At 36.6% G+C, this 26489-nt stretch carries 24 protein-coding genes and 1 pseudogene; 17 read left to right on the plus strand and 8 right to left on the minus strand.

The genetic code is table 11. The features are described from left to right. Positions 1 to 281: 281 nt before the first annotated feature. The 4 genes from BTO11_RS06615 to rpe all read right to left on the minus strand — a co-directional run bounded on the left by BTO11_RS06615 (position 282) and on the right by rpe (position 3975). The gene (locus BTO11_RS06615; protein ID WP_105051863.1) at positions 282 to 1415 is read right to left on the minus strand and encodes an HDOD domain-containing protein; all 1134 of its coding nucleotides are present in this window, start codon (positions 1413 to 1415) and stop codon (positions 282 to 284) included. 70 nt (positions 1416 to 1485) lie between these two features. Next, positions 1486 to 2064 carry an anthranilate synthase component II gene (locus tag BTO11_RS06620; RefSeq protein WP_105051864.1) on the minus strand — a complete coding sequence of 193 codons (579 nt, stop codon included), beginning with the start codon at positions 2062 to 2064 and terminating at the stop codon, positions 1486 to 1488. Between the two features lie 78 nt (positions 2065 to 2142). Further along, entirely contained in the window at positions 2143 to 3141 is a 999-nt protein-coding gene (trpS, locus tag BTO11_RS06625) for a tryptophan--tRNA ligase (protein ID WP_105051865.1), read from the minus strand. A 162-nt stretch (positions 3142 to 3303) separates the two neighbouring features. After that, complete coding sequence (rpe, locus tag BTO11_RS06630; RefSeq protein WP_105051866.1) at positions 3304 to 3975, minus strand: ribulose-phosphate 3-epimerase; 672 nt, start codon at positions 3973 to 3975, stop codon at positions 3304 to 3306. 250 nt (positions 3976 to 4225) lie between these two features. Here rpe and BTO11_RS06635 point away from each other — a divergent pair, with 250 nt between their 5' ends. The 3 genes from BTO11_RS06635 (at position 4226) to BTO11_RS06650 (ending at position 6333) form a co-directional block, all read left to right on the plus strand. Beyond that, complete coding sequence (locus tag BTO11_RS06635; protein ID WP_105053677.1) at positions 4226 to 4846, plus strand: TorF family putative porin; 621 nt, start codon at positions 4226 to 4228, stop codon at positions 4844 to 4846. A gap of 120 nt (positions 4847 to 4966) precedes the next feature. Then, complete coding sequence (locus BTO11_RS06640) at positions 4967 to 5230, plus strand: DUF4404 family protein (RefSeq protein ID WP_105051867.1); 264 nt, start codon at positions 4967 to 4969, stop codon at positions 5228 to 5230. Between the two features lie 389 nt (positions 5231 to 5619). Next, the gene (locus BTO11_RS06650; RefSeq protein WP_105051869.1) at positions 5620 to 6333 is read left to right on the plus strand and encodes a SapC family protein; all 714 of its coding nucleotides are present in this window, start codon (positions 5620 to 5622) and stop codon (positions 6331 to 6333) included. 92 nt (positions 6334 to 6425) lie between these two features. On the opposite strand, the gene BTO11_RS06655 is transcribed toward BTO11_RS06650, so the two are convergent. After that, positions 6426 to 8942 carry a penicillin-binding protein 1A gene (locus BTO11_RS06655; protein WP_189620484.1) on the minus strand — a complete coding sequence of 839 codons (2517 nt, stop codon included), beginning with the start codon at positions 8940 to 8942 and terminating at the stop codon, positions 6426 to 6428. 286 nt (positions 8943 to 9228) lie between these two features. Between BTO11_RS06655 and pilM the strand changes: the two genes are divergently transcribed. From pilM to BTO11_RS06700, 9 genes are all read left to right on the plus strand, one after another. Then, complete coding sequence (gene pilM, locus BTO11_RS06660) at positions 9229 to 10269, plus strand: type IV pilus biogenesis protein PilM (RefSeq protein ID WP_105051871.1); 1041 nt, start codon at positions 9229 to 9231, stop codon at positions 10267 to 10269. Beyond that, positions 10269 to 10862, plus strand: coding sequence for a PilN domain-containing protein (locus BTO11_RS06665; protein ID WP_105051872.1), 594 nt, complete (start codon positions 10269 to 10271; stop codon positions 10860 to 10862). The genes pilM and BTO11_RS06665 overlap by 1 nt, the downstream gene beginning before the upstream one ends. Before the next feature lie 3 nt (positions 10863 to 10865). Beyond that, the gene (gene pilO / locus BTO11_RS06670) at positions 10866 to 11480 is read left to right on the plus strand and encodes a type 4a pilus biogenesis protein PilO (RefSeq protein ID WP_105051873.1); all 615 of its coding nucleotides are present in this window, start codon (positions 10866 to 10868) and stop codon (positions 11478 to 11480) included. Position 11481: 1 nt separating this feature from the next. Continuing rightward, positions 11482 to 11982, plus strand: a complete 501-nt coding sequence (locus BTO11_RS06675; RefSeq protein WP_105051874.1) for a hypothetical protein — start codon at positions 11482 to 11484, stop codon at positions 11980 to 11982. Between the two features lie 80 nt (positions 11983 to 12062). Next, positions 12063 to 13562: a type IV pilus secretin PilQ gene (locus tag BTO11_RS06680; protein WP_105051875.1), complete on the plus strand. Its 1500-nt coding sequence runs from the start codon at positions 12063 to 12065 to the stop codon at positions 13560 to 13562. Positions 13563 to 13687: 125 nt separating this feature from the next. Next, entirely contained in the window at positions 13688 to 14206 is a 519-nt protein-coding gene (gene aroK, locus BTO11_RS06685) for a shikimate kinase AroK (protein ID WP_105051876.1), read from the plus strand. Between the two features lie 19 nt (positions 14207 to 14225). Then, positions 14226 to 15290: a 3-dehydroquinate synthase gene (gene aroB / locus BTO11_RS06690; RefSeq protein ID WP_105051877.1), complete on the plus strand. Its 1065-nt coding sequence runs from the start codon at positions 14226 to 14228 to the stop codon at positions 15288 to 15290. Continuing rightward, positions 15290 to 16954 carry an AAA family ATPase gene (locus tag BTO11_RS06695; RefSeq protein ID WP_105051878.1) on the plus strand — a complete coding sequence of 555 codons (1665 nt, stop codon included), beginning with the start codon at positions 15290 to 15292 and terminating at the stop codon, positions 16952 to 16954. Before aroB ends, BTO11_RS06695 begins: the two co-directional genes overlap by 1 nt. A gap of 11 nt (positions 16955 to 16965) precedes the next feature. Continuing rightward, on the plus strand, positions 16966 to 17802 hold the full coding sequence (locus BTO11_RS06700) for a Dam family site-specific DNA-(adenine-N6)-methyltransferase (RefSeq protein ID WP_105051879.1): 837 nt from the start codon (positions 16966 to 16968) through the stop codon (positions 17800 to 17802). A gap of 32 nt (positions 17803 to 17834) precedes the next feature. On the opposite strand, the gene BTO11_RS06705 is transcribed toward BTO11_RS06700, so the two are convergent. Together BTO11_RS06705 and BTO11_RS06710 are read right to left on the minus strand one after the other, a co-directional pair. Next, positions 17835 to 18026 carry a DUF2970 domain-containing protein gene (locus tag BTO11_RS06705; protein ID WP_105051880.1) on the minus strand — a complete coding sequence of 64 codons (192 nt, stop codon included), beginning with the start codon at positions 18024 to 18026 and terminating at the stop codon, positions 17835 to 17837. After that, complete coding sequence (locus tag BTO11_RS06710) at positions 18026 to 18307, minus strand: hypothetical protein (protein WP_146105467.1); 282 nt, start codon at positions 18305 to 18307, stop codon at positions 18026 to 18028. The genes BTO11_RS06705 and BTO11_RS06710 overlap by 1 nt, the downstream gene beginning before the upstream one ends. 192 nt (positions 18308 to 18499) lie before the next feature. Between BTO11_RS06710 and BTO11_RS06715 the strand changes: the two genes are divergently transcribed. Together BTO11_RS06715 and BTO11_RS06720 are read left to right on the plus strand one after the other, a co-directional pair. Further along, positions 18500 to 19372: a hydrogen peroxide-inducible genes activator gene (locus BTO11_RS06715; protein WP_105051882.1), complete on the plus strand. Its 873-nt coding sequence runs from the start codon at positions 18500 to 18502 to the stop codon at positions 19370 to 19372. A 72-nt stretch (positions 19373 to 19444) separates the two neighbouring features. Then, positions 19445 to 19759, plus strand: coding sequence for a ComEA family DNA-binding protein (locus tag BTO11_RS06720; RefSeq protein WP_219846458.1), 315 nt, complete (start codon positions 19445 to 19447; stop codon positions 19757 to 19759). A 65-nt stretch (positions 19760 to 19824) separates the two neighbouring features. On the opposite strand, the gene BTO11_RS06725 is transcribed toward BTO11_RS06720, so the two are convergent. Then, the gene (locus tag BTO11_RS06725) at positions 19825 to 21051 is read right to left on the minus strand and encodes an EAL and HDOD domain-containing protein (RefSeq protein ID WP_105051883.1); all 1227 of its coding nucleotides are present in this window, start codon (positions 21049 to 21051) and stop codon (positions 19825 to 19827) included. 566 nt (positions 21052 to 21617) lie between these two features. On the opposite strand from BTO11_RS06725, the gene BTO11_RS06735 reads away from it, so the two are divergent. From BTO11_RS06735 to metH, 3 genes and pseudogenes are all read left to right on the plus strand, one after another. Next, a complete protein-coding gene (locus BTO11_RS06735) occupies positions 21618 to 22559 on the plus strand; it encodes a homoserine O-succinyltransferase (RefSeq protein WP_105051885.1) in 942 nt (313 codons plus the stop codon). A 143-nt stretch (positions 22560 to 22702) separates the two neighbouring features. Further along, a complete protein-coding gene (locus tag BTO11_RS06740) occupies positions 22703 to 23752 on the plus strand; it encodes a homocysteine S-methyltransferase family protein (protein WP_181135954.1) in 1050 nt (349 codons plus the stop codon). A gap of 45 nt (positions 23753 to 23797) precedes the next feature. Continuing rightward, positions 23798 to 26440: pseudogene (metH, locus tag BTO11_RS06745) on the plus strand (methionine synthase); the annotation flags it as partial. Positions 26441 to 26489: the final 49 nt, after the last annotated feature.

Consider the following 26489-nt stretch of genomic DNA (forward strand, 5'->3'; position numbering starts at 1 on the left):
CTAATTGGTATTGATTTTTTGACATTATATTTAGCCAAAATTTAACTGATTATTGCAGAAAAAATAACAGAAGTCTTCCTTTGCGATTGTCCGTGATGCCTTTAAAATTGGGCGGTTCGATATAATTTCGATAAATGTGAATAATTATTAAGGTGTTTGGAATATTTGATAGAAAAATAAAGTGGCGGGGGATTAGCTAGAATCGACTTAAGGTGACCAATGCTGGTTTGTAATAGGGCAAGTTACAGCGAATGAATAACCTGCATACTTGCCCAGAATATTTATTTGGTATATTTGATATTTGTTAGGTTAACTTTGTTTAATTCACCGATTATGGCGTTGCTGATCTTGTAATTAGTCAGGAAAACCTTGGCTTCATCGAGTTCAATTAAACGTGCTTTTTGCAGTATTTTATATTGTGCGAATGTACGAGCTTGCATCAATACTTGTGTCATTGGGCTGGCTTGGGCAAATGTTAACTTGTCTTTTATCTCTTCTGCGTATGGCGCGACGACAGCGTATTTTAAGCCTAATTTCTCAAATACTTTATAAGAAATTAAGTTAGAAAACTTACTCAGCGCTTCACTAATAAAGATTGGATCACTTTCTAGACTGTTAAGTACTTTTTCAATATCTCTACGACCCGTTTTTAACGAGTCTTTCATTTGTGCAATTCGTACTGTGTCAAATGCACGTAGATATAAACGTAACGCAATAGAAATACCAACCGCGTGGAATAAGCCTAAGAAAAATGCCACAACTTCATTTAATCCGTTGTACTTGGCTAGCTGTCTTGAGCAATTAGCGGTAGCGATTGCATATTGCCAATAACGACTTTTAAACGTGTTGTAAGGTTCTGTGCTGTGTGGCAACCAATGTTGTGCAGCTTGTGATAGAACCACTAATTTAGTGTTGTCTAACCCTATATATCGAATTGCTAACCCAAGGTTTTCAACCTTTGGTTTAATTGATTTAGCTTCACGAAAAGGAGGGTTGTTGATGGTTTCGATAAACTTGCTTTTTAACCAAGGAATGTTGGCGATAATTTGTTCAAAATGAGTGACGCCAGACGCTTTTGCCGCGCAAGCATCGAACAATTTAGGTAATTCAGGTTCAAAATTGAGTAGTTCATTAAAGATGTAATCTGGGTCAGCAACACGCTGTTTTAAATATTCGAATAGTGTTTCATGGAAATATTCACTGACATAAACTTTAAACTCTTGTTCTGTTTCTTGTCTTTTTTGCTTTTTTTCTTGAGCTTTGGCTTCAATATCTAACAAGGCACGAGTAGAGCTTTGACGTAATTCTTCACGATTGAACCCTAATCGAGATAAGGCAAAGTCATCAGAAAGCAGTAAGTCTGAGAATCTAGACTCGACAAAAGATGCTGTTTTTTGATAATTAGGGTTATTCATATGATAGTTATATTCAGTTTATGTTAGTTATTTAGAATGACGCAATTACATCAAGTCTATTGGAATTTGATCAATATGTCAGGAAATTTGCTAATAATTTATGACCATATTGGGTTAGTACCGACTCAGGATGAAATTGTACACCTACGACAGGGTAATTTTTTAACTTCAAAGCCATCAGTTCATTTTTATTATTATTTTCATCATAGCTCCATGCCGTGGCTTGGATTTGTTCGGGTAATGTCTTTTCATCAACAATTAAAGAGTGATATCGGGTAACGGTAAACGGGTTGTCAATTCCTGCAAAAATATCAGTTTCAGAATGAATGATAGTTGAGGTTTTTCCGTGCATTACCTTATTTGCTCTTATTACTGTAGCACCAAAAGCTTGTGCTATCGCTTGATGGCCTAAACATACTCCCAATATCGGCACGTTTTTATAGAACTGAAGAATAATTTTTTTTGATAAACCAGCCTGTTCTGGTGTTCCAGGTCCAGGAGAAATAACAATATGATCTGGATTTAGTTGTTTGATCTGCTCAATTGTTATTTGGTCATTGCGCTTAACTAAGACATCTGCGCCCAGGGCTTTAAAATATTGCACTAAGGTATAAGTAAAAGAGTCGTAGTTATCAATCATTAACAGCATAAATCTAATCTATAAATATATGTAAGTGGTAATAACTACAGACCACCTAAATTAGGTGGTCTGTTATGGATATTGTGATTAAGGTCTCACAAATCCAATTGCGTCATAAACTGCAGATAATGTTTTTTCTGCTTTGGCGGATGCTTTTTCTGCACCAAGCTTCATTATTCTATTAAGCTCAGTTTTATCATCTCTAATTTGATAAAAACGTTTTTGAATTGGTTCTATCATACTAACAACCGCATCTGCGGTGTCTTTCTTCAAATGGCCGTACATTTTATCTTCGTATTCAGGAACTAAATCTGCAATAGATTTACCTGTTGCAACACTCAATAAAGTTAAAAGATTGGAAACGCCTGGCTTTTCTTTACGATCAAAATAAATACGAGCTTGCTCGTCTGAGTCAGTAACTGCTTTTTTCAGTTTCTTTTCTATTTGTTTAGGTTCATCCAACAACATGATAAAACCATTTAGGTTTTCATCCGACTTAGACATCTTTTTCGTTGGTTCTTGTAGGCTCATGACACGGGCACCAAACTCAGGAATATATGGTTCAGGCACTGTGAAAATATCACCATGGATATTATTAAAACGCGTTGCTATATCGCGTGTTAATTCTAAGTGTTGTTTTTGATCTTCGCCTACAGGCACTTTGTCTGCTTGATACAAAAGAATATCGGCAGCTTGCAATGCTGGGTAAGCAAAAAGGCCAACGTTAATATTATTCTGATTTTTTGATGACTTATCTTTAAATTGAGTCATACGGTTTAGCTCACCCATTTGGGTGTAACAGCTTAACGCCCAAGCAAGTTGAGCATGCTCTTTTACTTGAGATTGTACAAATAGGGCTGATTTATCAGGGTCAATTCCACATGCTGTATATAAGGCAATACCGTCTAGCGTACGATCATGCAGATTCTTAGGATCTTGGCGAACGGTTATTGCATGTAAATCGGCAAGCATAAAGAAACAGTCATGATCTTGTTGTAATGTTAGCCATTGGTTGATGGCACCAATGTAATTACCTATTGTCATTCCGCCTGTGGTTTGGATCCCACTTAAAACTGTCTGTGTCATAACTGTCCCATCATTTGATACTTGTGATTACTATTGTTGATATATTATTTCAACGTACGAAGAGCGACATTGTAACCCGAAAACAAGGTTGCGCAATCTCGCAAAGTGGTTAATTGCTTAATTAAGTTAGAATTAGACTCTTGCTCAGATTTTACTTAGCTTTTATTTAGTTACCAGTTGAGCAAATGCCTGTTCAATGGCAAGCTTTCTGTCTTCTTGATTAAAAATCGCTGAGCCCATTACAAAAGTATCGGCTCCAGCATCGGCGATTGATTTTATGTTCTGTTGATTAACTCCACCATCAACAGAAATACGAATGTTCTTGTTATGCTTCAACGCCATCGCTCTTACACGTTTTATCTTATCTAAAGTACTAGGAATAAAGGCTTGTCCACCAAATCCTGGATTTACCGACATTATCAATACCATGTCTAATTCTTGGATAGACTCTTCAATTAATGACAGTGAAGTTGCAGGGTTTAATACTAACCCAACTTGGCAACCTAATTCTTTCACTAGGTTAATAGAACGATTGATATGTTTGGATGCCTCAGGGTGAAAGCTAATAGACGTCGCACCAGCTTTGGCAAATTGCTCTATCATGTTATCGACAGGTTCAACCATTAAATGCACATCTATTGGTGCGGTAATGCCATGATCTCTAAGGGCAGAACAGATCATTGAACCAAAGGTTAAATTAGGGACGTAATGATTATCCATCACATCAAAATGTACCCACTGACAACCACCGGCTAATACTTCATTCACTTCATCGCCCAACTTGGCAAAATCAGCAGACAATATTGAAGGCGCTATTATTGGTTTATTGTGCATTCTTTATCACTCTTATAATTTATGTAATTAAGCACTACTTTGGTGTATCGCTGCACCAAATTGGCAATAACAAGCTATTTTTTTTTGTTCGTTCAAAAAAACAACAACAATATCATGCGTATATGATTCGGCATGTTTGTTGAATTGTATTCAATAAAAATAAAATCAACAACTACAATTATAATCAATAACTACAATTACAACACATAAAACTATAATAATATTAAGGATGAACAACATGAGAAATAACATGAAAAAAACAATTTTAGCTAGCTTACTGACTGCATCAACATTAGTTTCTGCCGCTGCACAGGCTGAATGGTCATCTAACGCTGGTTTTGTATCTCAGTATCACTTTCGCGGAATTCAACAAACAGCTGGAGCGTCAGCAAGTGGCGGTTTTGATTATGAAAGTGGTTCATTTTCATTTGGTACATGGGCTGCTGACGTACAAGATGGATTAGAAATTGACCTTTACGGCGCATATTCAATGGAAACTGAAAGTGGTTTTGGTTTTAGTATTGGCGCAACAACGTATCAATACACTGGTGATTTTGATACGTCGTATAATGAAGTGAACTTAAACGCTGGTAAAGGTGCATTCAGTGCTGAGATTTCTGTTGGTTCTTGGGAAGAGGGGATGGCTGATGGCAGTGATGCTAGTTATACTTTCTTAGCGGGAACATATTCAGCAGATAGCGGTCTGTACGGAACAGTTGGTGCATTTACAGGTGATATTGAAGGTTCTTATGTAGAAGCGGGCTATGGCACAACCGTTGCTGATTTAGATATTGGTGTATCACTGATCATTAGTGGTAGTGATTTAAGCGATGATGAAGCTTTAGTCTTCAGCATTGGTAAGTCATTTTAAGTTTTATTGATATAGATTAAATAATGCCGACCTAGTGTCGGCATTTTTGTATCCTTTATACTCTGAATATTAAACAATATAGGTTATGCTAGCGTCACTGAATTGGATATTGGAAAAATCATGAACCCAACTAATATATTAGAATCAATCATTAAATTACGCTCTGAATTAGAAACGACAAGTAATTTAGAACCGGCTGTATTGGAACAAGTTAAGTTGTTTCAAAATGAAGTTCAGGAAAAAGTAGATTCAAATGAATTTAAAGCTGAAGAATCTATTTTTGATCAATTGTTAGAATTAGAAACTGACTTTGCTGCAAACCATCCCACCCTAGAAAAACTAACTCGAGACGTTATTGATAAATTATCACTAATGGGGATCTAGATTTCAGACTCAGATTTATACTTTGCTTGAATTATAAGCAGTTAAACAATAAATCTGATGTTTCTCTTGTAGTGACCTTTAATTCTAGCATATCGTCCATATGTCTTTTGTAGCAATATATGGATAGCATTAAGTAGTTATGGACTTTTCTGCCTTAAATAAATCTGCCGCAAATTCGTTTAACCAACAAAAATCTTTAATTAAAAAGGTTTTGGCTGGAAAAACGGTTAAATGTAGTAATTGTAAAACGTTAATTAGCATCAAAACTAGTGTAGACAGTGTGATGATCAAGTGTGAGAAAAACTGCACAGATATAAAGCTTGATGCTGAGTTAATGAAATAAAAATTTGAGTCAGTAAAACTGACCTGGAACATATTGGAGAATCAAAATGGCAGTTAATTTTCAGCCTTTACATAAAGAAACACATAAGAATATTAAAATAAAACCAGTTCAATCTGTAGAAGATTTAGCAACTCAACACGCATTAGGTGTTGTTGTTCAAGAGTTTGCATTAGCTGGGAATCAATACCCAATTGCTTTTATTAAAGAAAAAGATAAAGAAACTTTTTATCCTGTTGTTCTTTTAAGTTTAGAGCCAAACAAAAATTTATTCGTTAATGCTGATAACAAGTGGGATGGTATGTATATGCCAGCTCGCTATACTCACAAACCATTTTCAGTTATTCCAAGCCAAGAAGATAAAAACCTTTTTGGTATTGCTATTAACATGGACAGTGAAGTTATTTCTGAAGATGAAGGCCAAGCGTTATTTGATGAAAAAGGTGAAGAAACTGAGTATTTAGCAAACCGTAAAAAGTCGCTAATTTCTTATGTTGAACATGAGCAAATCACGAAAGCATTTATTGATGAGCTAGTTAAGTTCGATCTTTTACATTCGCAAAATATTGGTGTAAAAGTTGGTGAAAAAGAGTTTAATCTTAACGGTTTGTTTATTGTTGATGAGAAAAAGCTTTCAGCTCTTTCTGATGAAGATTTCCTGAGCTTACGTAAACGTGGATTCTTAGGTCCAATATACTCTCACCTAAGTTCAATGCATCAAGTAAATAACTTAGTTAAAGTGTACACAGAAAAAAATAAGTAATTTAAGTTATTTTTAACTCAAAAAAAACCTCGTTTAATACGAGGTTTTTTTATATCTAAAATTCATAGTTAAAGAATTATTTGATGTTGAATTTAAAACAATTCATCATCTTCTTTAATTTGATTTTTGTTTTGATCTAATCTCATTGATGAATTACTGTCGGCATATTTAGTAGGCTCAGTGCCTTTTATAAAATATTCCCACTGGCTTGTATAGTCTGTTTTACGAGACAATAAGCCAGTGTCAGCATCTATTCTTACCGATATTATTCCTTCAGGGATTTCACGATAGCTCACAGGAATACTTGGAAGTATCTCCTTCATAAACGCCATCCATGTTGGTAATGCAGACTTAGCACCTGATTCACCACCGTAAGTTTGCTTGTCGCTTAAGTTACTATTGTATTGAACTGAACCTAGAGGTCGTCCAGGGGCGTCAAAACCTAACCAGCTAGTCGCTGTGATTTGGCTATTAAACCCGGTAAACCAAGTATCAATTGCGTCATTAGTTGTACCTGTTTTTCCAGATAAGTCACGACGGCGTAGTGATTGTGCTTTCCATGCTGTGCCATTCCAACCTGTACCATTCTTCCAGCTGCCACCGCCCCAAATTGTATCGTTCATGGCATCAGCAATTAAAAATGAATTAGCGGCTGAGATCACTCTTGGCGCTGGCATAATATAGTTAGCTTCTTCTTCAGTTGTAGTTTCTACAGAGTCTGTAAGATAAGTTGGCTCTTTAGGTTCTGGTGCTACATAGCCTGCAACTACCTTACTGTTTTTGAATAAAACGTTACCATTTGAGTCTTCAACTCTGTCTATAACTTGATTACCGACAAGGTAACCACCATTAGCGAATACACTCATGGCTGTGACAACGGAAATTGGTGTTAATGCGGCAGAACCTAACGATAATGATTCATTTCTTGGTAAATCACTTTTATTAAAACCAAATTTTGCCATATGATTTATGGTTTTACTTACACCGACTGAACGCATTAATCGTACTGACATAACGTTTTTCGATTGTGCTAAACCTCTTCTTACTCGAGTCGGCCCGCCATAAGTAGGTGGCGAGTTTTTAGGACGCCATGCTGTTCCTAATTTGTTGTCCCATTTATTAATTGGTGCATCATTAACTAGACTCGCTAGTGTATAACCATTGGCCAATGCTGCAGAATAAACAAATGGTTTTATATTTGAACCTATTTGGCGTTTAGCTTGATTTATTCGGTCAAATTGATTATTACCAAAATAGTAACCACCAACAGAAGCTTTTATATCACCGTTGGTTGGGTCTATGGCAATAAAGGCGCCACTTACATCTGGGATTTGACTTAATCTATAGCTATCATCTTGATTTTTGCGTAGCCATATTAATGCACCAGATTGAATTATTTCAGCAACGATTTTAGGTGCAGGTCCCTGTAAATTATCACTAATATAAGGTCTTGCCCATTTTAAATTGTCCCAATCAAGAACTTCAATAATCCCAGATCTTAATTGAACATAAGCGGTTTTATCCGTTAGGTTAGTCACTATCGCAGGCACTAAATCATCGTAATCTCTCAACGTATTCAAATGATCATTAATTTGTTCAAACGACCAGGATAAATCTTCAGATGGTTTATAGTCACCTGCATCATCAAAAGCGGTAAAGTCATTCTCAGAAAACAGACTGTCAGCCGCTTCACCAATTGAGTCTTCAATTGCTGCAGTTTCAGTAACGGAAGCTTCTTCGTTAGTTGGGGCTTGATAAACTATCTCAGACTCTCGCCATAAGTAGCTAACTGGACCTCTATAACCATGTCTTTCATCGTAATTATGAATATTGTCTTTTACTGCTTTTTGAGCTGCATTTTGAGCTTTTGAATCAATTGTCGTATAGACATTAAAGCCTTCAGTATAAGCGCGTTCAATACCATATTTTTCAACCATTTTTTTACGCACATCTTCCGCTACATAAGGAGCGTAGGATGTGATTTTTGCGCCATGTTGTTTTGCCGTAACCGGTTGTGCAATTGCATCGTCATAGGTCTCTTGGTCAATTGCACCAACAATTAACATTCGACTTAATACGGTATTACGTCTTTGTTTTGATTTTTCAGGATAACGCAGTGGATTGTAGTTAGATGGTGCTTTTGGTAATCCTGCAATTGTAGCGATTTGAGCCAATGTCAGATCATTCAAGTCTTTACCATAATAAACTTGTGCAGCAGCACCCACACCATAAGCTCTATTGCCAAAGAATGTTTTATTGAAATACAGAGTTAAGATTTCATCTTTAGTTAATAGTTGTTCAATATGCAGCGCGATATAAATTTCTTTAACTTTACGGATCAAGGTTCTATCTAATGTCAAAAATGCATTTCGAGCAAACTGCATGGTTATTGTACTTGCACCACGCGCTCTTTTTCTTAGTACAATAGAATCAAATGCAGCTCTTACTACACCAATTGGATCGACACCGTAATGGTAATAAAAACGAGAGTCTTCCGTTGCTAATAATGCATCAATAAGTGCTTGTGGGATCTCATCATGAGAAAGTGGGATCCTACGCTTTTCACCAAACTGTGATATGAGCTCGCCATCAGCCGAATATACTTTCATCGGGATTTGAAAACGAACGTCTCGTATTACCTCCTCAGTCGGTAATTCATCTTTTATATAGTAATAAAAACCAATTACTAAAATAAGTCCTACGAGCATGCCCAATAAGAAAAGTTTAAAAAGTCGTTTAAGCCAAATCATCAAATACATCAAAACTGAATAAAAAAGAGACAGGAATTTTAATCTATGTAGTGGCAAATGATAAGGGAAAAATTAAATATCATTTTTGTATTGATTTTGGGTAATTATATTCTAGTCTTAAATTGCGACTTAAAGGAGATGGGATATGTGGCTTAAAGCACTTAAAAACCTAGTTTGTAGGGAGAAACTCTATTTGGGAATTGATATAGGTTCTAGCTCAATTAAGGCAATTGTATTGTTTAAATTGGCGGGTGAAATGAGGTTAATGTCGCTAGTTATTGTTCCTTTGTCGCAAGGAACGTTAAAAAATAAAGAGGTTTATGGTGTCGATGAGTTTGAAAGTGCTTTGAAATCATTACGTCAATTCATACCTAAACCTGTCAAAAAGGCCGTTATTGCCATAACGGGTTCTCAAGTTATTACTAAAGTCATCCAAGTTGACCGCTCTTTGAGTGAGATAGAAATCGAATATTACCTTTATGGTAATTTGAAGTTAGTCACCGAGAAAATGGCTGGTGAAGTAAATATCGATTTTGTGGTGCTGGGGAAAAATAAAATTGATGAAAATTTAAAAGATGTTTTTGTTGTTGTGGCTAAAAAGAATTTAATTGATAGCAGAACTGCAGCACTAAAACGTTGTGGTTTTGAGGCTGCCGTTGTCGATTTAGAAAGTCACGCTATTACTAGAAGCTTACAATTAGAGTTTTCTTTGGCTAAACAGGACTTAATAGGTGTATTTGCTAACCTTCATATTGGCGAGATGACTTCCTTATTTATGATGTTGGTAGATGGCGAGTTAGTTTTTAGCCGAGAGTTAAACATAGGCGTATCCCAGTTAATAAACAAAAATGCGGACGAAAAAAACGCGACAGCAAAAAAGAATGCCTTGTTAAATATTAGTGCAATAGAAAAATTACTTGCGCAACTTCGGCACTGCCAACAAAGTTACCTAGCTATTTTTGATGGACAACTTATTGAGCATTGGATTTGTTCTGGCGGGGGTTCTCATTTTTCTGAATTAGTCACTTATATAACCAATTCACTAAATGTAAATATTCAGGTGTGTCAGCCGTTAAACCGACTTGTTGCCTCTGATAATAAAGTGAGTTCGGCAAAACAAAACCTTATGTCGGTGCAAGGTAGCTTTCAAGTAGCGTTAGGTTTGGCTGCTAGGGGGTTAGTTTAATGATCAATATAAACTTAATTCGTTGGCGCTCTAGTCAGAGGCAACATCACTTTGCACAATTTGTGGTTAATGTTTGCGCCGCAATTTTACTGGCTCTATGTTTGGTATGGTCTTTATATACTTGGTCTCAAACCGAAGTCATGAAACAAACTGCGATACTGCAGCACGATATTTTATCTTTGAATAAGACTAGGGTGCCTGCGACAAAAGAGAGAATATCTATTGCAAGCTTAGGTATTTATCAGCAGCAATACATGCAGATTAAAAAGATATTACTGAGTCATTATCAAGCCAGTGAATTGCTTGCGGCGTTAGATGAATTATTACCACAGCAAATAGTATTAACTGAACTTCACTTAAAGGACGATCAGCTTTGGTTGAAAGGGATAAGCCATTCTAATAATTCGTTAACTGACTTTCTAGACGAACTTGGGCAGTTTGGATTATTTAAACGACCTAAAATAAGTTTTTCATTGCAAAAAAATCCCCCTTCATTACAGAGTGATCTCAATTCAAAACATGTCTCGTTTGACGATGAAATAAGTAAGTATTTTGAAATTTATGTTTTATTGAACAATAAGCTTGAGGTGTAGGGCATGTTTGGTAATCGTGTTCACTTAACCATTCCTTTGCATTTACCTTATATTGTATTTAGCCATGCAAAATATAGAGCCTTATCTAGTTTGATTGTATTTTTGGTTTTAATTGTCGCTGGCACTTTACTGTTGGTTTATCCAAACTTACAAAACAGCTCAGATTTGAAGGAGCAAATAACTAAAACCAAACAAGATATAAAAGCCAGAAAAAAGCTTTTAATACAACAAACTAAATTACTGGAATTACAACAGCATTTAAAACGAGTGTTAATGCCTTTTGTTATAAATGAGCCAGATTATTTAGTCACCACCAACCTGATCACCCAAATAGAAAATTGGAGCAAACAGCATAATATACGGCTGAATAAAGTAGTTTGGGGGCAGTTAAAACAAGACGATGAGCAAAAAACTCAAGCGGTTAGCTTATATTTTACTGGAACTTATCAGCAGTTGATTAACTTATTTGAGTATATCGGCCAGTATTACGGGCTTGTGGCAATTTCTGAATTTAATATGCATAGCGATTCAAACTCTAACAGTGGCAATAACACAGCGGCAGAAATTTCCTTAGATCTCAATTTAGATATTGTTATGTTAAATATGGATTGGGACTGAAATGTATTGTTACGCCGATAAACAATGTCCTCATACGTTAAAAGATAAACTGAGTTACTTCCTTGTTCCGCTATTGATATTGTCGCTCGCTTTTTCTAGTTTTGCTGTTGCACAAAAACAAGCTGTTAGTTTAGATGTTACGCAATACCCTGAATTGATTTACAAAACACAGAAAATACCTATCACCAGAGACTTGTTTAGCTTTGGTAGTAACCTTGTTGCTAATCGCTCTGAAGATAAAGAGATATCAACCTTTAATAAAGGCTCTTATGGGCCACTAATTTGCAACGAGTGGTCGCAAAAAATTAAGTATTTGGGTGTATTTAAAGCTAAGGGTGAGACTTGGATATTAGTTCAAAATTCAAAGTTGTTAATAGACAAGGTAAGAAAGGGTGACTCAATAACCCACTCTGAATTAGTAATTACCGCTATATCTGAAAATAGTTTTATTGCATCGGTTGGGGACTCATCAGAGTGTTCTTTTCAAAAGATCAATTACTGAGTGACACAAAGTTACATTAACTAGGCCCTTTGGTTGGTGAATTAACTAGCTTGGGTTAAATAACTAACAAGGATGTTAAAATGATACTCAAATTATATTATCGGGCGCTCTCTTTCTTATCCAATTTCATTAATCATTTCTCTAAGTATTTAATCGAGCACTTATCTAAGCATTCGTTTAAGCATTCGGCTAAGCCTTTTACTAAGCGTGTGACGAGAAACTTAATTAGATTTTTAGCCGTGTTTACTCTAGTCATTAATTCCATCGGCTTGTTAGAGGCGAAAGAAATAGACGCCAAACAACCAAGCACCAAGCAGATTAAAACGTCAGAGTTTCTGTCTTTTAAAGTTATTGATATCCCGGTGCGGTCAGCACTACAAAGCATTGCAGATTCTCAAAAGCTCAATTTAGTTATGTCAGAAAATGTAACTGGAACGATTAGCCTAAATCTGTCCAATGTACATTGGCAGCAAGCGTTAGACATAGTGTTAAACCTATGTGGGTTACATAAACATATGGTAGGTAATATATTACTGATAAACACATTGGAAGAATCAGACCTCCAGTTAACCGCTAAATTGGAGACGCAAAACAAACTAGATGAATTTGAGCCTCTTCTGTCTGAGTTTATTCAAATCAATTATGCAAAAGCCGAAGACCTCGGCAAGCTCATTAAAACGGGAACCGACTCCATACTGTCAAATCGAGGGCAGGTGACGATAGATACTAGAACCAATACGTTACTAGTAAGAGATACAGCTAAAGGATTGGCAACCTTGAAGGCAGCGATAACAAAGTTAGATATTCCAGTAAAACAAGTGTTAATCGAAGCCAGGATGGTCACAGTACGAGATAATATGGACGAACAACTGGGGATTCGTTGGGGGATGTCTGGCTCTTCAGTAGAAAGCAATACGCAGAATACTTATTCGGGAACGTTAAGTGGTGCCGAGCAAATTCAAAGTGAAGGCTCTGAACAAAGCTTTACTGATAGGCTCAATGTTAATTTGCCTGTGGCTAGTCCTGCAGGTAGTTTGGCGCTACAACTAGCTAAATTATCAGATGGCTTCCTATTAGATTTAGAATTGTCAGTGTTAGAACGAGAAAATAAAGGTGAAATTGTTGCATCCCCTAGGATATTAGCGTCTAATCAGAACATGTCTCGCATTGAGCAGGGTACTGAGATACCTTATGTTCAAACTGCAGCTCATGGCGCTACGAGTGTTGCTTTTAAAAAAGCAGTACTAAGCCTTGAAGTAACACCGCAGATCACTCCAGATAATAATGTCATCTTGGAACTTAACATCACACAAGACGCTCGTGGTGATATTGTTACCACATCGACAGGACCTGCTGTTGCAATCGATACCCAACAAATAAAAACTAAAGTGTCGGTAAGAAATGGTGAAACCATTGTTTTAGGCGGTATATATCAACAACAAGTAATTGAGTCTGTGACTAAAGTGCCTTGGTTGGGGGATATTCCATACCTAGGACGGTTATTTCGAACGGATTCAAAATTCACGGAGAAACGAGAGTTATTGATTTTTGTAACCCCTCTAATTGTGAATGATATTTAAAAATCTAACCATTGCTTGCTTTTCATAGCGTTTTTTTGCGATAATTCGCGCCTTATTTTTCGTGGACGTGTGAAAGACGTCAAGATTTTTGTAGTAATTTAATAATAGTATTTGAATTAGGTAATATGGCTGAAAAACGAAACATCTTCTTAGTGGGTCCTATGGGGGCTGGTAAAAGCACCATCGGTAGACACTTAGCCGAGCAATTGCACTTGCAATTTGTTGACTCTGATCAAGAAATAGAACGCCGTACTGGTGCAGATATCGCTTGGGTATTTGATCTCGAAGGTGAAGAAGGCTTCCGAATTCGAGAAGAATCTGTTATCTCTGAGCTAACGGAAAAGCAAGGTATTGTATTGGCAACGGGCGGTGGTTCCGTTGTAAGTAAAGAAATACGTAACCGTTTATCAGCTCGTGGCATAGTCGTTTATTTAGAAACGCCTATTGAAAAGCAAGTTGCTCGTACGCAAAGAGACAAACGCCGTCCTTTATTACAGACTGAAGAACCAGCTCGTGACGTATTAATCCGTTTAGCTGAAGAACGTAGCCCACTTTATGAAGAAGTGGCTGATATTGTTGTAAAAACTGACGAGCAAAGTGCACGAGTTGTTGCAAACGATATCATCAAAAAATTAGACTTTTAATATAAAGGGAGCTGTCAAAATGGAAACAGTAGAGGTTTCTTTAGGTGAACGCAGCTATCCAATTTATATAAAATCAGGAGCTATCAGTGATAGCTCCTTTTTTGTGCCTCATATTAAGGGTACAAAAGTAGTTGTGATCACAAATACGACACTTGAACCATTATTCTCAGATAAAATACTTAGTGCGTTAAATGATTTTGACGTTAAAATTTTTAGTATTGAAGATGGTGAGTCGTTTAAAACATTAGCCAGTTATGAAAAGATCATGAGTTATTTATTAGAAAATAACTATGGTCGTGATGTCACATTAGTGGCGTTAGGCGGCGGTGTTATCGGCGATATTACCGGTTTTGTTGCGGCAACATATCAACGTGGCGTTAACTTTATTCAAGTACCGACGACTTTATTATCCCAGGTAGATTCATCGGTCGGTGGTAAAACTGCGGTTAATCATCCTCTTGGCAAAAATATGATTGGTGCTTTTTATCAACCTAAAGCCGTGATCATCGATATAGACACTCTACTGAGCTTACCTAAAAAACAATTCTCAGCTGGTATGGCTGAAGTTATTAAATATGGCGTATTAGGTGATATTGAATTTTTTGAATACTTAGAAAAAAATCATAAAGCCATTAATGACATGGACACCAGTTACCTGATCAATATCATTAAGAACTGTTGTCAAAATAAAGCTGATATTGTTGCTCAAGATGAAAAAGAGTCAGGAGTTCGTGCTTTGTTGAATTTAGGCCATACATTTGGTCATGCCATTGAGGCTGAAATGGGCTACGGCGTTTGGCTGCACGGTGAAGCTGTTGCAGTTGGCATGGTTCAAGCAAGTGAATTAGCACAACTACGTGGTTGGTTAACGGCTGACGACGTATTAAGAGTAACAAACCTGAACCAAAATTTCGGTTTACCTAGCAAGGGACCTAAAAGTATGACATTGGATAATTATCTTGTGCATATGAAAAAAGATAAGAAAGTTCAGGCAGATACCATAAGATTTGTATTGCCGAAACAGATAGGTAAAGCGATACTAGTTAACGATGTAACTGAAAGTGAATTAAAAAATATTTTATAATGACCTTAGTGAATACCGATACAGAACAATTTTATATTCCAGCCTCACGCCATGCTTTTATCAAAAAAGTACAAGCGGGCTTAACGCAATCTAAAATTGTTGCAATTGAAGGTTGCCAGGGCATTGGTAAAACAATACTAATTGAAGAAGTATTAACGCTTACATCCCCTAACGGTAATAAATGTTATTTAACTGCAGCTCGCTCAATTAACGACATTCAAATACGCAGTCGCATCATAGAACAGCTTTTTGGCAATATATTATTTGACCCTGAAATGCCGCTATTAACCTCATTTATTGAGTTTAATAACAATAGTGAAATGTTAATCGCTATTGATAATGCGCATTACTTAAGTGGCAAACTCATTGGTGAATTATTACAATTGTTCAGTGAAGCTAGCAACTTAGGCATTCAACTTAAGTTAGTCATGACTTTCGATAAAACCATCGCGTCGACTTTAATGAATGTTAAGTCTAACTTTCTGGTTATTCTCCCAGTTCCTTTGTTAACAAAACAAGAAAGTTATCAATTATTAGCTCAGTACGTTATTGATATTCCTGCCCAAACTAATACTCGTATTAAACGTTGGATAGAAAACTCAGCCGGGCTACCAATACAGCTCTTAGCTTATAACGACGTTGGCGATAATCGTTCTGGCGAAGGCGAACCTTTTAATATTAAATTATGGGTGTCTATATTAGTAACTTGTAGTTTGTTATTAGCCTTAGGTATATATCTTTACCGCATGGGGATCATTTCAAACCAACAAATAACAGACAATGGGTCGCTTACCGTACAATCTGACGTCGTTAAGCCTTGGCATAATATGACTGAGTCTAATGCCGCGTTAGAACAAAGCAAACGTGATAACAATGAGACCATTTCTGAAGTCGTGATACCTGAAAAGAAAATGGCAAGAGTCGTGATCAGTCGAACAGCCAGTTCAGAACAAATTTTTTCCGAATTAATGAATGAAGAACCAGTTTCCGGTAATCAGAAAGTAGATAAAAATCCCACAACAGATTTGATCTTAGCCGAATTAACCAAACAGAAAGAAACCAAACCAAACGAAACACAGGCTAATAAAGAAGATACGGCTTTAAACGATAGCACTTCAAAAGCAGCGACTGAACAAGACAGTACAGTTAATTCAAAAGTAAAAAATTCAACGCCTCAAGATGAACCAATCAATATGGACTTTTTCTTATACCCAGAGGGCGAGCAAGCGCAAAAAACACAGCCTGCTGTTAATAAGAAAAGTAATGAGTTAGCTAAGATTGACGCTGAACCGACATTAGATCAGTTAATGAAAGAAGATTCTGCATTAGTTGCCGAGCAAAAAGCGAAAGCTAACCCTTATAATATCGACAACGAAGAGTTCTTTTCTCTGCCTGCAGAGTTATTTGTATTACAACTTACTGCGGTTAGTAGTGAGCCGGTATTAGGTAAATATTTAGAATCGATTTCCTATGATAGAAAGAAAATACGTATTTATAAAATAAGACGAAATAACAACGATTGGTTAGTGGTTACTTATGGCTTATTTGACACTATCGACGAAGCAAGAAAAACCGCTGCATCTATAGCCCCTAATGCTTGGGCTAAATCAATAAGTGTAATCCAACAACAAATATTAGCGTTTGATCACGCTAAACCAAAGTAGTAGAACGCCAGATGAAAAAGAAAACCAGAGCCTTTTTAAAATGGGCTGGCGGCAAGTATGGACTTATTGAACAGATACAAGAAAGATTACCCGAAGGAAATAAACTGGTTGAGCCTTTTGTTGGAGCCGGTTCGGTATTTTTAAATACAGACTTTGATAAATACTTATTAAATGATGTAAATCCAGATCTGATAGATTTATATAAAATAGTTAAATCTCGTCCTAAAACCTTTGTTAAAGACGCTAAAACTTTATTTGTACAATCTAATAACTGCAAAGACGCATTTTATGGTTTGCGTAGTGAATTCAACCAAACCACCGATCCTTACTATCGCTCATTATTGTTTTTATATTTGAACCGTCATGGTTTTAATGGCTTATGTCGTTACAACTTATCCGGCGGATTTAACGTCCCTTTTGGTTCGTATATAAAACCGTATTTTCCTGAAGAAGAGATTTTTAAATTTTCAGAGAAATCAAAAAAAGCTAAGTTTGTATGCCAAGATTACTCTAAGGTGTTTGCCAGAGCGCGTAAAGGTAATGTGATTTATTGTGATCCTCCGTATGCACCTTTAACCGAAACCGCAAATTTCACCTCTTATGCAACAGGTGGTTTTGACGCCAATGCACAAGCTAAGTTAGCTAAATTAGCTGAAAGAACCGCATTTAAACGTGATATCCCTGTGCTTGTGAGTAATCACGATACCGTGCTAACTAGGAAGTTATACGATGAAGCTGAACAAAGCTTTGTAAAGGTTGCACGTAGCATTAGCCAAAATGGCAAAAAACGTGACAAGGTTTCTGAGATTTTTGCGCTATATAATAATAAAGCGTTAGAAAAGAAGTAATCGAATCAATTGTGGAAGGTAATCTTGTATCGTTAAGGTACAACCGCACTAACTACTGCAACTAGCATTAACACTAAGCCAATCACCAAAATAACACCCGCCAAAATGTATGGGAATGGTGTTTCAGATTCAAAATCTTCTTTATGTTTACTAGAGTTTTGAACCCCAAACAATGCAGATAATGCACTTTTAAAGGCAGTTTTAAACGGTGTTTTCTTTGACATTAGCTGTGCTGACGTAATTCTTGGTTATCAGATATGGACGTTGATGCATCATCGTAGTTATGGATTAATTCTAATAATTGAAAAAAATGAAACTTTGATGACTCACTGCTTATTAGCCAATCCCACCAATTTAGACTCTTTACTTGAGCTGGAGAGCAATCTCCACCAGTAAGTTTGCTGGCCGTTTGACATGCATATTCTTTAACTACAGGAACCGTGAATAGGGTAACTGAAAATAAAACAGCAGATAAAGCAATAAGCTTTGTATATTTAGAAGTCATCATCATCCTTGTCCTAGTAATTAAAGTAAATGAGAGTTTAATTAATAAATAGTAATTATGTTAACTTATGCGCTAGGTTGGTGATTAAAAGCGATAAGTCGACCATTTGTTAAATACTACACTGAAATGGTTAAATAAAACACAAGTTAACCGTAATTAAAAATTATTCTATTGGATTTGTCAGGGAAAGTAATGAAGTTACCTAAGTTACAACAATTAAAATATTTGGTTGCCTTATTTGATACTGGTCATTTTGGTCATGCGGCGAAAAAGTGCTTTGTTTCTCAATCTACATTAAGTAGTGCCATTCAGGCGTTGGAAGAGCAGTTAGACTCGCAATTAATTGAAAGAGATCATAAGACATTTGTATTTACCCCTTTGGGAATTGATGTGGTCAATAAAGCTCGTATTATACTCGAGCAAAGTGCAGATTTAGTTGCAACATCTAGTGCACAAGGTAATGAGTTTTCCGGCGAGTTACAGATAGGTGTTATTCCAACTATTGCTCCATTTGTATTGTCACCATTAATAAAACGCTGTGTTAAAGACTATCCGAACTTAAAGTTGTTTTTACGAGAAGATACAACTGAAAATTGTTTAAGCTTATTACGAGAAGGTCGCCTTGATTTAGTGCTAATGGCAACGCCTTATGAAACCAATGAATTTGTTGAACTTAGTCTATGCAAAGACCCGTTTGTAAAAGTATTTCACCCAAATAAACAAAATGACAACGTGTACTTATTAGAAAAAGAACATTGCCTTTCAGACCATACGATTAAAGGCTGTAAGTTAACGGATGATGCAAATATACATCCCTTTCAAGCAAGCAGTTTAAACACTCTACTTGCTATGGTTGAAGGACATTTTGGAGAAACATATTTACCGCAGTTAGCTATTAACTCAGGGTTATTAGTGAATAGTTCATTAAGTTGCGAACCAATTGAAGATAGTACTGCTAGCAGAACCTTAAGTTTAGTGTGGCGCAAAACCAGTCATAGGCGTGTGTTCTTTGCCCAAATAGGCGACTCGATAAAACAGGTGTTGGAAGAAATATTAAATAAATAATAATTAAGTTTGCCAAAATTCAGATGTTGTTTTATACCTTTATTGGGTAATTCATAATAAAAGGAAAGAAACATGAATAAAATGACATTTACATTAATTATATTTACTTTATTAATCACTTGTTCAGTACCTAGTTTTGCAGTGGAACTCAATGAGCCATACGTGGCCATTGATGAAAGCATGGAAACTCAGGGTAAGTTAAATGTTAATGAAGCCGGTGTTGAAGAGCTAACAAAAATAAAAGGACTTGGTCCGAAAAAAGCGCAAGCGATTGTTAGTTATATTAACCAGAACGGTAAGTTAACGTCGTTAGATGAGCTTGTTAATATAAAAGGTATTGGAACTAAGTTAGTGGCAAAACTTACTCCTTTCTTAACCGCTGAGTGACTATGTTTTGAGTTGTTATATTATCAATAAAAAAGGAGCTGACGCTCCTTTTTTATATTTGTGTATTAATCGTTGTCACCAATAAATGATATTTGATCATGGGTCCAATTAATTGCCTTAGCGTAGATAGTTGGTACTTGAGCTTCAGATAATTGCAGTGACGATTTTAATATCGACTCTTGTTCCCATTCACCACGTTCATACGCTATGGCTAAATTCAAAAATGTGGCTAATTTCCCTTTCTTATTAATTAACGCTTCTTTAATTTCAGAGGATAAAGGTAATTGCTCCATTACTGTTTTGATATCTTGGTCTAATATGGCATCGATCAATGACAGCATGCCAGTTAAAAACGCCATGCTGGAATCACAACTTTGATCTAATTCCGCTAGGTTTTCACAAAAATGGGCGCGCACCATAGCAAGTCGTAATAATTCTTGTGGTTTATTACTGCTGATTGAGGCTATGAATAGCAAAGATAGGAACTTTTTAAGCTCATAATTTCCTAACATCACTATGCCTTGTTTTATCGTAGAGATGTCGGCTCTTAGTTTAAACGCGGCCGAGTTACAGTACCTTAGTAGTTTGTATGAAAGGTTTATATCACTTTCAAACATCTCCGTTATTTTCGGTACATTAACTTGTTCTGATGAGGTTTCAGCTAACAACTCAGAAAGTTTTAATTGGTTTAGCGATAAGGTTTTAGTTTTTACTATTTCAGGTTTGGAAAAAAAATAACCCTGGAAGTATTTAAATCCCATTTTTTTACATTGCTCAAATTCAGTTAAGGTTTCCACTTTTTCTGCTAAAAATTCTATATGGGTAAACTCTGCAAGGTCGAGCATAACTTGTTCAACATCGTCAAAGTTCATAGCCCTAAGATCAATTTTTACAATATCAATAAACGGAAAGAAATGACGCCACACTGGTTTATGTTCGTAATCATCAAGTGCTAAGACATAACCTTGCTGTTTTAATACTTTAACCGCTTCTAGTAACTTTTTTGTGGGGGTAACTGTTTCCAGTATCTCTACGACTAAGGTTTCTGGCGGTAACATAGAAGGATAATTCTCAAGAATAGTATCGAGAGTAAAATTAATAAATGCAGGTTTATTATTGGTTAAATGAGCCAAGCCTAAATTGAACTCGGAACCTTCAATCATACGTGTTGTTGCTTCATCCTCATCGATATCAGGAAACACATTGTTTACGCTATCTCTAAAAAGTAACTCGTAAGCAAAAAGTTTTTTTTCCGCATCTAGTATTGGTTGTCGAGCAGCATAAAAGTACATTAACAGTTCCGATTTATTATATTTATTATTTGAACTTACTCTAAAAAAATAACAGGAATTAGAGTTAGTTAGCATTAAATAATATAGTCGTTATTTCTGGTAATACCTACTTTTTTAAAAGTATATTTGCTGAAATATAGATACTAGTTATCGACAATTAAACGATGAATTACACGAAGCTGACTATTGTAGTCTGAAATTTGTACTATGCTGATAGTTAAAGTTTAGTTATAAGGAAAAGTTTTGGATTCATTTTTACTCATATTATTCGGCTACATTGGCTGGTGTTTTATCGCTTTTATCGTAGCAAGGTTTGTTAAATTGGAAAGTGCAAATAGTAAAGGTATCCCTTTACTTTACGTCTTATTGGCCGCTCCTATGGTCATAATTGATATGCTAACAGGGAAAGGTTCTATTCGATGAACCAAACTTGTTTATTACGGTGATGATAATCACCGTTTTTTTTGTCTATTTTTATTTTAGACGTCTAAACATCTAGATGTTGACTTTGATAATAAATTGAGTAATCTCTAGAACAACTTATTTTAATCCATAGAGTTTTATTCATGCCTATTCGTGTTCCGGATAAATTACCTGCGATTGATGCTTTAAAGCAGGAGAATATTTATGTTATGCCTGCACATCGAGCGGATACTCAAGATATTCGTCCTATGCAGGTTGCTGTATTGAATTTAATGCCTGATAAAATAACCACTGAAGTTCAGCTTGTTCGCTTATTATCTAATTCACCTCTGCAAGTTAATATCGAGCTGGTACGTTTAGAGCATCAAGCTAAAACTACTTCAGAAGCGCATTTAGATAATTTTTATCGTTATTTTAATGATATTAAAGATAAAAATTACGACGGATTAATAATTACAGGTGCTCCGCTTGGATTAAAAAATTACGAAGACATAACTTATTGGCCACAGCTGAAAGAAGTATTGGAGTGGGCCGAACAGCATGTGACATCAACCTTATATTTATGTTGGGCAGCGCATGCGGCAATTTATTATCACTATGGTATTAAACATGAAATTCGTGATACAAAACTAAGTGGGATATATAAACACAAAAAATGGGAATCTAAAGCACCAATAATGCGTGGTTTTGATGATGTATTTTTTGCGCCACATTCACGCTATGGTGAAGTTCCAATTGATAAACTAAATCAAGAACCTGACTTAATTACCATTTCTGGCTCTGATGAAGTTGGTGCTTATTTAATGCAAAATCAGTCAGGTACTCGAGTATTTATTACTGGACATCCTGAGTACGACAGAGCAACGTTACATGATGAATATGTTCGCGATTTAGAAGCTGGTTTAGCGCCGGATATACCTGTGAATTATTACCCAAACAATGATCCGAACCTTGGCCCCGAAAAATCATGGCAAGCTCATGGTTATTTATTGTTTAGTAATTGGTTAAATTATAACGTGTATCAAAAAACACCATATAATCTGAGCCAAGTTAGTGAAAATGTTCGCACCGATAATTTTGCCTAAAACGTAGGATTAAACATAAAGTGCAGAACAACGCATAAGAATTTAGTGCAAAATATGCTCTCAAAATATGAGCTAATAAGAACGCTATATAAAACAGTACTAGATAAAAAGTGCAGGAAAACAGAATGATTAATAAAGGCAACATGCGTCCAAATCAAACCAAATTATTAACTGAATTGTTAAACACAAAAACGTTAATTTTAGATGGTGCTATGGGCACAATGATCCAACAGTGCGGTCTAGAAGAAGAAGATTACCGAGGCACTCGTTTTGCTGACTGGCCAACGTCAGTTAAAGGCAATAACGACTTATTAGCACTTACTCAGCCTGACATTATTAAAAACATTCATGTGCAATACCTTAAAGCTGGCGCAGATATTATCGAAACAAATAGCTTTAACTCGACCAAAACATCTATGTCCGATTATGGAATGGAGTCTCTTGCCGAAGAAATTAATTTTGCAGCAGCTAAACTAGCTCGTGAAGCTTGTGATGAAATATCAACACCAGAAAAACCTCGTTTTGTCGCTGGTGTATTAGGTCCTACATCAAAAACGCTATCTATCTCTCCAGATGTAAACGACCCTGGATTTAGGAATATCACGTTCGATGAGTTGGTTGACGATTACGTTACTGCTACATTAGCTTTGATGTCTGGCGGCTCTGATATTATTTTGGTGGAAACAATATTTGATACGTTAAATGCAAAAGCCGCTTTATATGCAATTGAAGAAGCTTTTGAACAAGCCGGTCAACGTTTACCTATCATGATCTCTGGCACCATAACCGATGCCTCAGGCAGAACATTGTCGGGTCAAACTACAGAGGCATTTTATAATTCAATCTGTCATGTTAATCCAATATCTGTTGGATTAAATTGCGCGTTAGGACCTGACCAATTACGCCAATATGTTGATACTTTGTCGTCCATTTGTGAGTGTTTTGTCTCTGTTCATCCAAATGCAGGCTTGCCAAATGAATTTGGTGAATACGACTTAGAAGCTGACGAAATGGCAGAGCATATTGCTGAGTGGTCAAGCAGCCAACTTATCAATATTGTTGGTGGTTGTTGCGGAACAACACCTGAACATATCAGTGCTATGGTGAAAGCGGTTGAAGGTAATACGCCGAGAGCACCAAAAGAAAAAAGCTCATTAATGCGCCTTTCCGGCCTAGAAGCGTTTAACTTATAAGAATTACTATCTAGCTCTGTTTAAGAGTTTGTTAGATGTGGATACAAAAATATGACAAAAAAATTAGTCAGTAGATTTATAAATGTAGGTGAACGAACCAATGTTACCGGTTCCGCTATGTTTAAACGTTTGATCCTTGATGGCGATTACGAAACTGCATTAGATGTAGCTCGTCAACAGGTTGAAAGTGGCGCACAAGTTATCGATATCAACATGGATGAAGCTATGTTGGACTCAGTAGCGGCCATGCGTAAATTTTGTAACTTAATTGCATCTGAACCTGATATTTCTCGTGTACCAATTATGTTGGACTCATCAAAATGGGAAGTTATCGAAGCTGGACTTAAATGTGTTCAAGGTAAAGCAATCGTCAACTCTATTTCGATGAAAGAGGGAGAAGCGCCATTTTTAGAATACGCTAAAAAGCTAAAACGTTATGGTGCTGCGGTTGTTGTCATGGCGTTTGATGAAGATGGCCAAGCGGAAACCCGTGAAGAAAAGTTCAGAATTTGTAAACGCGCTTACGAGCTATTAGTTGGTGAATTAGACTTTCCACCACAAGATATAATTTTTGATCCTAATATCTTTGCCGTTGCCACAGGGATTGAAGAACACAACAACTATGCCGTGGCATTTATCGATGCCATTAAAGACATTAAAAAGTATTTACCTCACGCCAAAATATCTGGTGGCTTATCTAACGTTTCGTTTTCATTTCGTGGTAATAACCCGGTGCGTGAAGCTATGCATTCGGTATTTTTGTATTACGCGGTTCAAGCGGGTATGGACATGGCGATTGTTAATGCCGGACAGTTAGGTGTTTACGATGATATTCCTCTTGAATTACGAGATGCGGTTGAAGATGTAATTTTAAACCGCCGTGACGATGCAACGGAAAGACTACTTGATTTAGCGCCTAAATATCGTGGAGATGGCATTGCGGTTGAAGCTGAAACTCAAGAGTGGCGAGGTTGGGAAGTCACTAAGCGTTTGGAATATGCGCTAATAAAAGGTATTACTCAGTTTATTGAAGAAGACACTGAACAAGCTCGATTACACTTTGACCGACCATTACAGGTTATCGAAGGGCCACTTATGGATGGCATGAATGTGGTTGGTGACTTGTTTGGTGAAGGGAAAATGTTCCTACCTCAAGTGGTAAAATCAGCCCGAGTGATGAAACAAGCCGTTGCCTATTTGAACCCATATATTGAAGAAGAAAAAGAAGAGGGCAGTACCAACGGTAAAATCTTAATGGCTACCGTAAAAGGTGATGTACATGACATAGGTAAAAACATTGTTGGCGTGGTTTTACAATGTAATAACTATGAAGTTATTGACCTTGGTGTGATGGTGCCTTGTCAGAAAATTATCGACACTGCGATAGCGGAAAAAGTAGATATTATCGGATTATCTGGATTAATCACGCCATCTTTAGACGAAATGGTGCACGTGGCAAAAGAGCTAACTCGTCAAGGTTTGGACTTACCGTTATTAATTGGTGGTGCAACAACATCGAAAGCGCACACGGCAGTTAAAATTAATGAACATTATGAACATCCTGTGGTTTATGTTCCTAATGCCAGTCGCTCAGTTTCCGTGGTTTCTAACTTATTAAGTAAGGATTTACGCGTACCGTTTTTACAGCAGCTAGAAAAAGATTACGAACGTGTGGTTATTCAGCATCATCGTAAGCGTAGTAGTACGCAGTACATCAGTTTTGAGCAAGCACGAGCAAACAAATTTAAAGTCGACTGGGATGCGTATCAGCCACCTAAACCAAAAAAATTAGGCATTCATGAATGGCATGACATCTCGATTAAAACACTTCGTGAATACATTGACTGGACTCCGTACTTTTTAACCTGGCAGTTAAGTGGTAAATATCCTTCAATTTTGAAACATGAAGTCGTTGGAGAGCAGGCGCAAAAAGTATTTGATGATGCTAACGAAATGTTAGATCGTTTTGAAAAAACGGGTGAGTTAAAAGCCAAAGCAGTGTTTGGTCTATTCCCAGCTAACAGCATAGATGAGTCTATTGAAGTTTATAGCAATGATGAAAGTGGTAAAGATAAACAAACTCAGCTCGTTTTACATCAATTACGTCAGCAATTGAAAACTAGAAACTCATCACCAAATTATTGTTTAAGTGATTTTGTTGCGCCTAAAGAAACGGGGCTAGACGATTACATTGGTGCGTTTGCAGTAACGGCAGGATTTGGTGCTGATGAACTTGCAGAGCAGTTTTTAGCTGAGCATGATGATTACAATAACATCATGGTGAAAACCATCGCAGACCGATTGGCGGAAGCATTGGCCGAATATTTACATCAACAAGTACGTAAAGAATATTGGGGTTATGCGGCAGATGAAACCTTACCTAACGATGATTTAATTCGTGAAAAATACCAAGGTATTCGTCCAGCACCGGGTTATCCTGCATGTCCTGAGCACACTGAAAAATCTAAGTTATGGCAATTGTTGGATGTGGAAAAGCGCATCGGCATGAACTTAACGGAAAGCTATGCTATGTGGCCTGGGGCATCGGTATCGGGTTGGTACTTCTCACATCCAGACTCTAAATACTTTGCTGTGAGTAAAATAGATAAAGAACAAGCGCAAAGGTATGCTGACTTAAAAGGCTGGGATGAAAGAACCGCAGAGTTATGGCTTGGTCCTAACCTGTAGCTCATTACTACAAGTGCAGCTCAGTTATTGATAGCTAGATAATTTTATA

It is taken from the genome of Psychrosphaera saromensis (assembly GCF_002954545.1).
Classification (GTDB): domain Bacteria; phylum Pseudomonadota; class Gammaproteobacteria; order Enterobacterales; family Alteromonadaceae; genus Psychrosphaera; species Psychrosphaera saromensis.

Coding starts and splice junctions, on each gene's coding strand:
- BTO11_RS06735 (WP_105051885.1), top strand. CDS start 21,618: ATGCCTATTCGTGTTCCGGATAAATTACCTGCGATTGATGCTTTAAAG.
- BTO11_RS06720 (WP_219846458.1), top strand. CDS start 19,445: ATGAATAAAATGACATTTACATTAATTATATTTACTTTATTAATCACT.
- BTO11_RS06640 (WP_105051867.1), top strand. CDS start 4,967: ATGAACCCAACTAATATATTAGAATCAATCATTAAATTACGCTCTGAA.
- rpe (WP_105051866.1), bottom strand. CDS start 3,975: ATGCACAATAAACCAATAATAGCGCCTTCAATATTGTCTGCTGATTTT.
- aroK (WP_105051876.1), top strand. CDS start 13,688: ATGGCTGAAAAACGAAACATCTTCTTAGTGGGTCCTATGGGGGCTGGT.
- BTO11_RS06715 (WP_105051882.1), top strand. CDS start 18,500: ATGAAGTTACCTAAGTTACAACAATTAAAATATTTGGTTGCCTTATTT.
- BTO11_RS06615 (WP_105051863.1), bottom strand. CDS start 1,415: ATGAATAACCCTAATTATCAAAAAACAGCATCTTTTGTCGAGTCTAGA.
- BTO11_RS06665 (WP_105051872.1), top strand. CDS start 10,269: ATGATCAATATAAACTTAATTCGTTGGCGCTCTAGTCAGAGGCAACAT.
- BTO11_RS06725 (WP_105051883.1), bottom strand. CDS start 21,051: ATGTACTTTTATGCTGCTCGACAACCAATACTAGATGCGGAAAAAAAA.
- BTO11_RS06740 (WP_181135954.1), top strand. CDS start 22,703: ATGCGTCCAAATCAAACCAAATTATTAACTGAATTGTTAAACACAAAA.
- pilO (WP_105051873.1), top strand. CDS start 10,866: ATGTTTGGTAATCGTGTTCACTTAACCATTCCTTTGCATTTACCTTAT.
- BTO11_RS06705 (WP_105051880.1), bottom strand. CDS start 18,026: ATGTCAAAGAAAACACCGTTTAAAACTGCCTTTAAAAGTGCATTATCT.
- trpS (WP_105051865.1), bottom strand. CDS start 3,141: ATGACACAGACAGTTTTAAGTGGGATCCAAACCACAGGCGGAATGACA.
- BTO11_RS06620 (WP_105051864.1), bottom strand. CDS start 2,064: ATGCTGTTAATGATTGATAACTACGACTCTTTTACTTATACCTTAGTG.
- BTO11_RS06710 (WP_146105467.1), bottom strand. CDS start 18,307: ATGACTTCTAAATATACAAAGCTTATTGCTTTATCTGCTGTTTTATTT.
- BTO11_RS06635 (WP_105053677.1), top strand. CDS start 4,226: ATGAAAAAAACAATTTTAGCTAGCTTACTGACTGCATCAACATTAGTT.
- BTO11_RS06700 (WP_105051879.1), top strand. CDS start 16,966: ATGAAAAAGAAAACCAGAGCCTTTTTAAAATGGGCTGGCGGCAAGTAT.
- pilM (WP_105051871.1), top strand. CDS start 9,229: ATGTGGCTTAAAGCACTTAAAAACCTAGTTTGTAGGGAGAAACTCTAT.
- BTO11_RS06680 (WP_105051875.1), top strand. CDS start 12,063: ATGATACTCAAATTATATTATCGGGCGCTCTCTTTCTTATCCAATTTC.
- aroB (WP_105051877.1), top strand. CDS start 14,226: ATGGAAACAGTAGAGGTTTCTTTAGGTGAACGCAGCTATCCAATTTAT.
- BTO11_RS06695 (WP_105051878.1), top strand. CDS start 15,290: ATGACCTTAGTGAATACCGATACAGAACAATTTTATATTCCAGCCTCA.
- BTO11_RS06650 (WP_105051869.1), top strand. CDS start 5,620: ATGGCAGTTAATTTTCAGCCTTTACATAAAGAAACACATAAGAATATT.
- BTO11_RS06675 (WP_105051874.1), top strand. CDS start 11,482: ATGTATTGTTACGCCGATAAACAATGTCCTCATACGTTAAAAGATAAA.
- BTO11_RS06655 (WP_189620484.1), bottom strand. CDS start 8,942: ATGAAAGTATATTCGGCTGATGGCGAGCTCATATCACAGTTTGGTGAA.